The 7,819-nt window shown below is 68.8% G+C and carries 9 protein-coding genes; 7 read left to right on the forward strand and 2 right to left on the reverse strand.

The features are described from left to right. The 3 genes from FNH08_RS38740 to FNH08_RS38750 form a co-directional block, all read left to right on the forward strand. Positions 1-551, forward strand: a 551-nt coding sequence (locus tag FNH08_RS38740) for a CobW C-terminal domain-containing protein (RefSeq protein ID WP_194238767.1), incomplete at its 5' end; no start/stop codon positions are given. A gap of 6 nt (positions 552-557) precedes the next feature. Beyond that, entirely contained in the window at positions 558-797 is a 240-nt protein-coding gene (rpsR, locus tag FNH08_RS38745) for a 30S ribosomal protein S18 (RefSeq protein ID WP_152776217.1), read from the forward strand. Between the two features lie 261 nt (positions 798-1,058). Continuing rightward, positions 1,059-1,319 carry a DUF397 domain-containing protein gene (locus FNH08_RS38750; protein ID WP_322726177.1) on the forward strand — a complete coding sequence of 87 codons (261 nt, stop codon included), beginning with the start codon at positions 1,059-1,061 and terminating at the stop codon, positions 1,317-1,319. A gap of 155 nt (positions 1,320-1,474) precedes the next feature. Here FNH08_RS38750 and FNH08_RS38755 read toward each other — a convergent pair whose 3' ends face one another. Then, positions 1,475-1,999 (reverse strand): ATP-binding protein, encoded by a 525-nt coding sequence (locus tag FNH08_RS38755; RefSeq protein ID WP_194238768.1) that lies wholly within the window; start codon positions 1,997-1,999, stop codon positions 1,475-1,477. A gap of 346 nt (positions 2,000-2,345) precedes the next feature. On the opposite strand from FNH08_RS38755, the gene FNH08_RS38760 reads away from it, so the two are divergent. The 3 genes from FNH08_RS38760 to FNH08_RS38770 all read left to right on the forward strand — a co-directional run bounded on the left by FNH08_RS38760 (position 2,346) and on the right by FNH08_RS38770 (position 5,477). Beyond that, on the forward strand, positions 2,346-3,170 hold the full coding sequence (locus FNH08_RS38760; protein WP_152776218.1) for a helix-turn-helix domain-containing protein: 825 nt from the start codon (positions 2,346-2,348) through the stop codon (positions 3,168-3,170). Between the two features lie 157 nt (positions 3,171-3,327). Then, the gene (locus FNH08_RS38765) at positions 3,328-4,788 is read left to right on the forward strand and encodes an aldehyde dehydrogenase family protein (RefSeq protein WP_152776219.1); all 1,461 of its coding nucleotides are present in this window, start codon (positions 3,328-3,330) and stop codon (positions 4,786-4,788) included. 47 nt (positions 4,789-4,835) lie between these two features. After that, positions 4,836-5,477 (forward strand): PadR family transcriptional regulator, encoded by a 642-nt coding sequence (locus tag FNH08_RS38770; RefSeq protein ID WP_152776220.1) that lies wholly within the window; start codon positions 4,836-4,838, stop codon positions 5,475-5,477. A gap of 8 nt (positions 5,478-5,485) precedes the next feature. On the opposite strand, the gene FNH08_RS38775 is transcribed toward FNH08_RS38770, so the two are convergent. Beyond that, positions 5,486-6,913: a glutamate decarboxylase gene (locus FNH08_RS38775; RefSeq protein WP_152776221.1), complete on the reverse strand. Its 1,428-nt coding sequence runs from the start codon at positions 6,911-6,913 to the stop codon at positions 5,486-5,488. A 98-nt stretch (positions 6,914-7,011) separates the two neighbouring features. Between FNH08_RS38775 and FNH08_RS38780 the strand changes: the two genes are divergently transcribed. Next, positions 7,012-7,782, forward strand: coding sequence for a MerR family transcriptional regulator (locus FNH08_RS38780; protein WP_152776222.1), 771 nt, complete (start codon positions 7,012-7,014; stop codon positions 7,780-7,782). Positions 7,783-7,819: the final 37 nt, after the last annotated feature.

The following is a 7,819-nucleotide window of genomic DNA, read 5'->3' on the forward strand; positions in this document are numbered from 1 at the left end:
CCCCAGTAGGCGCCACCCCCCTGACCATCGCCGCATTCGCCGGCTTCGACCCGGACACCGCAGCCGCCGCACAGCACCCCGCATGCGCCCTCCTCCCGACGGACGCCGACGCCCACGGCGTAGCCACACTCGTCTGGCACCGCCACCGCCCGTTCCACCCCGAGCGGCTCTACGCGGCGCTGGAGGACCTGACCTGCGCGGCCGCGCGCAGCCGGGGGCGGTTCTGGCTCGCCGACCGCCCGGACACGCTGCTGCACTGGGACGCGGCGGGCGGCGCGCTCTGTGTGGAGACCGCCGGCCCCTGGCTAGCCTCGCTGCCGGACGCGGCCTGGGAGATGGTCCCGCCGGTGCACCGGGCCGCCGCCGCGATCGACTGGCACCCGGAGCACGGCGACCGCTGCCAGCACCTGGTGTTCATCTCGCCCGGACTGGACCGCGACGGGCTGGAGCGGCTGCTGGAGTCCTGCCTGCTGACCGACACCGAGTACGCCGCCGGGCGTGACGCCTGGGCGCGACTGCCCCGCCCCTTCGACACCTTCCTGGAGGTCTGACCGACCATGGCCCGCCGCCTCGACCGCAAGCCCGTCACGTCCCGCCCCAACCCCCTGGACCAGGCCGGGATCACGTACATCGACTACAAGGACACCGACCTGCTGCGGAAGTTCATCTCCGACCGTGGCAAGATCCGCAGCCGCCGCGTCACCCGCGTGACGTCCCAGCAGCAGCGGCGGCTGGCCCGCGCGATCAAGAACGCCCGCGAGATGGCCCTCCTGCCGTACTCGTCCTCGGCGCGTTAGCCGTGCGCCGGCCGCCCATCTGACCTGGGGGAACATCGAGCCGTTCGAGGAAGGGAACACGATTGCCCTGTTGTGCGTCTCAACTGGTACGCGGGGCAACCTTCCGGCCCTAAAAGGTGTAATCGCAGGAACACCCCGCGTGCACGTGCATCTGCCCGTGCATCCGCTCATGCATCAGCACGTGAACGAAGCTATGATCCGGAGCAGTTGACCACTGCATCAGTGGTCACATCAGCCAATGCACCACCCGGGGAGCGACCTGTGGACCGCGACGTGTACGGCGTGGACGACGTGTACAACGGCATGGCAGCGAAGGAGCTGCACGGGGTGGCCTGGCAGAAGAGCCGGCACAGCAACTCGCAGGGTTCCTGCGTGGAGTTCGCCCGCCTGCCCGGCGGTGAGGTGGCCGTGCGGAACTCGCGGTTCCCCGACGGGCCCGCACTCGTCTACACACGCGCCGAGATCGAGGCGATGCTGCTAGGCATCAAGGACGGTGAGTTCGACCACCTGGTCGGCAGCTGAAGGGAATACCGCTGAGGAAGTCACCAGGGGTGTCGCAAGGCGCGTTGCCAGGCGCGCCACCGGGGGCGCGACATCAGGCGCATTACCAAGGGTTACAGCCTGTTCGCGGGCTGTAACGCGCGTAGAACCGCGGCGTCGAAAAGCGCCGCGGTTCTTCAGTCGGCCAGTTCCACCAGCGGACCCCGTGAGTCCGTGCGCAGCCGGAACAGCGCCCAGACCACCTTGCCGCTGAGTGTGCCCGCCAGCGGGTGCCAGCCCCAGCTGTCGGCGAAGGAGTCGACCAGGAACAGTCCGCGCCCCGACTCCGCCGAGAAGTCCTCCGCCTCGCGCGCGACCGGGCTGTCGTGGCTCGGGTCCCGCACCGCGCACACCAGTCGCTCGGTCCACCGCATCAAGTGCAGCCGTACGGGCGGCTCCTGGCCCGCGGCGCGCGGGGTGTTCGCGGGAAGCCCGTGCCGCAGTGCGTTGGTGACGAGTTCGGAGACCACGAGGCATACGTCGTCGAAGCGGTCGCCGATCTCCCACTGGCCCAGCGTGCCGCGGGTGAACTGCCTTGCCTCGCGCACCGCTTCGTAGCGGGCGGGCAGAGCGCAGGACGCGGCGTTGGACACGGCCGAGGGATCGAGGGGGGGAAGTCCCTGCCGTAAGGGTTCGAGCATGGTCGATCCATTCGTCCCCATGCGAGGCACTCCCGGGTGTTCGCGGTCGTTGCGATGCAGCGGTGGCGCGGGACCATGGTTTCTGATGCGTAAGGCAGATGCAAGGGCAGATGCACGTGCACGCGCCCGAAATGGACCTGGACCTACCGCTTCCCGATCATTTCTTCCGCCACCTTCTTCCCTCTTGCTTCCCTCTTGTTGTGTCCTGACTGATCATTTCCTGTGGTCCACCCTCTGAGACTTTCCCTTTCTGTAACCGCACGAGTGCGGATCGGAGTGGTTTAGTGGCAGACTTCGGCCCCTGAAGACCTTGGGGAGGCTGACGAACGTGGGCGCCGGTGAATCAAGTGGGTCGGTGGTGAGGCGAATGCTGCTGGGCTCGCATCTCAGGCGGTTGCGCGAGGCGCACGGGATCACACGTGAGAAGGCCGGATACTCCATCAGGGCGTCGGAGTCGAAAATCAGCCGTATGGAGCTGGGGCGAGTGAGCTTCAAGGCGCGTGACGTAGAGGACCTGCTGACGCTGTACGGGGTGACGGACGAGCAGGAGCGCGAGTCCCTCCTCTCCCTCGCCAAAGAGGCCAACGTCGCGGGCTGGTGGCACAGTTACTCGGACGTCCTCCCCAGCTGGTTCCCCACCTACGTCGGCCTGGAGGGCGCGGCCCACCTCATCCGGTCCTACGAAGTCCAGTTCGTGCACGGTCTGTTGCAGACCGAGGCGTACGCGCACGCGGTCGTCGCGCGCGGGATGAAGGACGGCAGCGACGCCGAGATCGAAAAGCGCGTGGCGCTGCGCATGGAACGCCAGAAGTACCTGGTCGCGGAGAACGCGCCCGAGTTCCACTGCGTCCTCGACGAGGCCGCGCTGCGCCGGCCGTACGGCGACCGCGAGGTGATGCGCGGTCAGCTCCAGCACCTCATCGACATCTCGGAGCGGCCCAACGTGCGGCTCCAGGTCATGCCGTTCAGCTTCGGCGGGCACTCCGGCGAGAGCGGCGCCTTCACGGTGCTCAGCTTCCCCGAGTCCGACCTCTCCGACGTCGTCTACCTGGAGCAGCTCACCAGCGCGCTGTATCTGGACAAGAGAGAGGACGTCGCCCAGTACGAGACGGCGCTGCAGCAACTCCAGCAGGACAGCCCCTCCCCGGCGGAGAGCCGCGATCTGCTCCGGGGCCTGCTCCAGCTGTCCTGAACTCTTCACATCATGACTGTGAGTCTTCACAGGGTCTCTTGAGTTGTTCTCCAACTCCCTTGAAACGCCAGTACGATGACGCGTGATCACATCGAGACGTGATCGATCGCGACGGGATCGGGCTGTCCGCCTCGGCTGCAAGGGATTGAGGGATCACATGTCGTCCTACTTCACCGATCTTGCTCAGCAGTACATCGGTGGTGAGTGGCGCCAGGGCACGGGCTCCTGGGACATCATCGACTTCAACCCGTACGACGGCGAGAAGCTCGCGTCGATCACCATAGCCACGGCCGACGAGGTGGACCAGGCATACAAGGCGGCCGCCGCCGCCCAGAAGACCTGGGCCGAGACCAACCCCTACGCGCGCCGCGCCGTGTTCGAGAAGGCCCTGCGCCTGATCGAGGAGCGCGAGCAGGAGATCACCGAGGTGATCATCGCCGAGCTCGGCGGCACGCATCTGAAGGCCGGCTTCGAACTCCACCTCGCCAAGGAGTTCCTGCGCGAGTCGGTCCACCTGGCGCTGCGTCCCGAGGGTCGCATCATCCCCTCGCCGACCGACGGCAAGGAGAACCGCCTCTACCGCATACCGGTCGGCGTCGTGGGCGTCATCAGCCCCTTCAACTTCCCGTTCCTGCTGTCGCTGAAGTCCGTGGCCCCCGCCCTCGCCCTCGGCAACGCGGTCGTCCTCAAGCCGCACCAGAACACGCCGATCACCGGCGGCACCCTGGTCGCGAAGATCCTCGAGGACGCGGGCCTGCCCGGCGGTCTGCTGAACGTCGTGGTCACCGACATCGCCGAGATAGGCGACGCCTTCATCGAGCACCCGGTCCCGAAGGTCATCTCCTTCACCGGCTCCGACAAGGTCGGCCGTCACGTCGCCACCGTCTGCGCCTCGCACTTCAAGCGCTCGATCCTCGAACTCGGCGGCAACAGCGCGCTGGTGGTCCTCGACGACGCCGACATCGACTACGCGGTCGACGCGGCCGTCTTCAGCCGGTACGTCCACCAGGGCCAGGTGTGCATGGCCGCGAACCGCGTGCTCGTGGACCGCTCCGTCGAGGCCGAGTTCACCGACAAGTTCGTCGCCAAGGTCAGGACGCTCAAGGCCGGCGACCCCCGTGACCCGCAGACGATCATCGGCCCGGTCATCAACTCCTCGCAGGCGGACTCCGTTTCGGGCACCGTCGCCCAGGCCATCGCCGAGGGCGCCACGGCGCTGGTGCACGGCACGACCACGAACAACCTGGTCGAGCCCTCCGTCCTCAAGGGCGTCCCCGCCGACTCGCCCCTCCTCCAGCAGGAGATCTTCGGCCCGGTCGCCTTCCTCATCCCGTTCGACGGCGAGGAGGACGCCGTACGCATCGTCAACGACACCCCGTACGGCCTGAGCGGCGCCGTCCACACCGGCGACGTCGAGCGGGGCGTCGCGTTCGCCAAGCGGATCGACACCGGCATGTTCCACGTCAACGACGGCACCGTCCACGACGAGCCGATCGTCCCCTTCGGCGGCGAGAAGTCCTCCGGCGTCGGCCGCCTCAACGGCGAGACGACCGTCGACGCCTTCACCACCCACAAGTGGATCTCGGTCCAGCACGGGCGCAGCTTCTTCCCGTTCTGAGGCACAGGGCTCCGCCTGGCGCAACCCCGGGGTTCTACGCTGGCCCCATGTCAGCGATCCGTCTCCTCGTGCTCGGCGCGGTGCGCCAGCACGGGCGGGCCCACGGCTACCAGGTGCGCAACGACCTGGAGTACTGGGGCGCGCACGAGTGGTCCAACGCCAAGCCCGGCTCGATCTACCACGCCCTGAAACAGATGGCGAAACAGGGCCTGCTCCACGCGCACGAGACGGCGCCCTCCACGGTCGGCGGACCGCCCCGCACCGAGTACGAGATCACGGACGCGGGAGACCAGGAGTACTTCACCCTGCTCCGGGCCTCCCTCACGGCGTACGACCAGAAGCCGGACGTCCTCTCCACCGCGCTCGGCTGCATGGTCGACCTCGAGCGTGCCGAGGTGCTGCGACTGCTCGCGGAGCGCGTGCGGAGCATCGAGGAGTGGCGGAGGTCCGTCACCGAGTACTACACGCCCGAGGCGGGCCCCGAGTCGATCGGCCACATCGGCGAGATCATGAACTTCTGGGTCCACTCGGCCGACTCGGGCGCCGAGTGGACCCGGGGCCTCATCGCACGCATCGAGAGCGGCGCCTACACCTTCGCGGGCGAGGGCGAGCCGTTCGTCGGCGTCCTGGCCAAGGGCGAGGAGAACCCGTACGCGACGGGGGAGCGGCACCCGGAGGACAGCCGCTGAGGGACACCTCAGTGGTGGAAGCCGGTGGCCGCGTCCTTGTCGTGGGTCAGCGCGTACGGCTGGCGGCGCAGTTCGGGCAGCAGGCGGTCCAGGTCCTCCACGAGCAGCTCCGCCAGGTCGGCGGAGAAGCCGTTGCGGCAGACCACCCGCAGCACGGACAGGTCCTCGCGGTTCGCCGGGAAGGTGTACGCGGGAACCAGCCAGCCGCGCTCGCGCAGCCGCCGGGACACGTCGAAGACGTCGTACGCGGTGACGTCGGGCGCGGTCGTGAACGCGAACACGGGCAGTTCGTCGCCCCGGGTGAGCAGCCGGAAGTCGCCCATCGCCCCGATCCGGTCCGCGAGGCCCCGCGCCACGTCCCGCGCGGTCTGCTGCACCGCCCGATAGCCCTCGCGGCCGAGCCGCAGGAACGTGTAGTACTGCGCGACCACCTGGGCGCCCGGCCGCGAGAAGTTCAGCGCGAAGGTGGGCATGTCGCCGCCCAGGTAGTTGACCCGGAAGACGAGCTCCTCGGGCAGTTCCGCGGGCGAGCGCCACAGCGCCCATCCCACACCCGGGTAGACGAGCCCGTACTTGTGCCCCGACGTGTTGATGGACGCCACCCGCGGCAGCCGGAAGTCCCACACCAGGTCCTCGTCGAGGAAGGGCGCGACCATGGCTCCCGAGGCACCGTCGACATGGACGGGCACGTCCAGCCCCGTCCGTTCCCGGAGCCGGTCCAGCGCCGCGCACAGCTCGGCGATCGGCTCGTACGACCCGTCGAAGGTCGACCCCAGGACGCCGACCACCCCGATCGTGTTCTCGTCGCACAGCTCGGCCGCGGCCTGCGGGTCGAGGTGGAACCGGTCGCCCTCCATGGGCACCTGGCGGGCCTCCACCTCCCAGAACTCGCAGAACTTGTCCCAGCACACCTGCACGTTGACGCCCATGACGAGGTTCGGGCGCGCGTCCTTCGAGGGGTACCGGTCTGCGTTTCGGTGCGCCCACCGTCGCTTGAGCGCCATCCCGGCGAGCATGCACGCCTCGCTGGAGCCGGTCGTCGAGCAGCCCACGGCCGCTCCCGGATCGGGCGCGTGCCACAGGTCGGCGAGCATCGCCACGCACCGCCGCTCCAGCTCGGCCGTGCGGGGGTACTCGTCCTTGTCGATCATGTTCTTGTCCCGGCACTCGGCCATCAGGACACCGGCCTGCGGCTCCATCCAGGTGGTGACGAAGGTGGCCAGGTTCAGCCGCGCGTTGCCGTCGAGCATGAGCTCGTCGTGGACCAGCTGGTACGCCGTCGAAGGGGCCAGGGGCGCGTCCGGGAGCCGGTGTGTGGGCGGGGCCTCGGCCATGCCCGCGACGGGGTTCGCCTCCCCGTAGAAAGGGTTCACGGCGAGCGTGCGCCGGTCGCCCGAGCCGTCCTTGGGTGCGTCCTCACCTCGGTGCAGTGGCATGCGTCCGACGGTAAGTCCGGCGCACCGGGCTTGCACCTCACGCGACGTAAGGACTCAGTCTGAAACGCGTACCGAGAAGAAGGAGGGAGCGGAAGGCGATGAGCTACTCCGTGGGACAGGTCGCCGGATTCGCCGGAGTCACGGTGCGCACCCTGCACCACTACGACGACATCGGCCTGCTCGTACCGAGCCAGCGCAGCCACGCGGGCCACCGGCGCTACAACGACGCCGACCTCGACCGGCTGCAGCAGATCCTGTTCTACCGGGAGCTCGGTTTCCCGCTCGAAGAGGTCGCGGCCCTGCTCGACGACCAGGCCACCGGAAAAGCAGACCCGCGTGCGCACCTGCGCCGCCAGCACGAGCTGCTGACCGCCCGGATCGAGAAGCTGCAGAAGATGGCCGAGGCCGTGGAAGAGGCCATGGAGGCACGCAGGATGGGGATCAATCTCACGCCCGAGGAGAGGTTCGAGGTCTTCGGGGACAAGGACCCGGAGCAGTACGCCGAGGAGGCGGAGCAGCGCTGGGGCGGTACCGAGGCGTACGCCGAGTCGCAGCGCCGCGCCGCGACCTACACCAAGGAGGACTGGAAGCGCATTCAGGCCGAGGTCGACGACTGGGGCGCGCGGTACGCGGCCCTCGTGGCGGCCGGCGAGCAGCCGTCCGGCGAGGCGGCCATGGACCTCGCCGAGGAACACCGGCAGCACATCAGCAGGCACTACTTCGAGGTCTCCTACGAGATGCACAGGTGCTTCGGTGAGATGTACGTCTCCGACGAGCGTTTCAAGGCGTTCTACGACGCCATGCGCCCGGGCCTCGCCGAGCACCTGAGGGACGCGATCGTCGCCAACGCGTCCCGCCACGGGGGCTGAGCACCCGGGGCGCGTGGGCGGGTGCCCTGTGGGGGCG

It is taken from the genome of Streptomyces spongiae (assembly GCF_009377185.1).
In the GTDB taxonomy this organism is placed as follows: Bacteria; Actinomycetota; Actinomycetes; order Streptomycetales; family Streptomycetaceae; genus Streptomyces; species Streptomyces spongiae.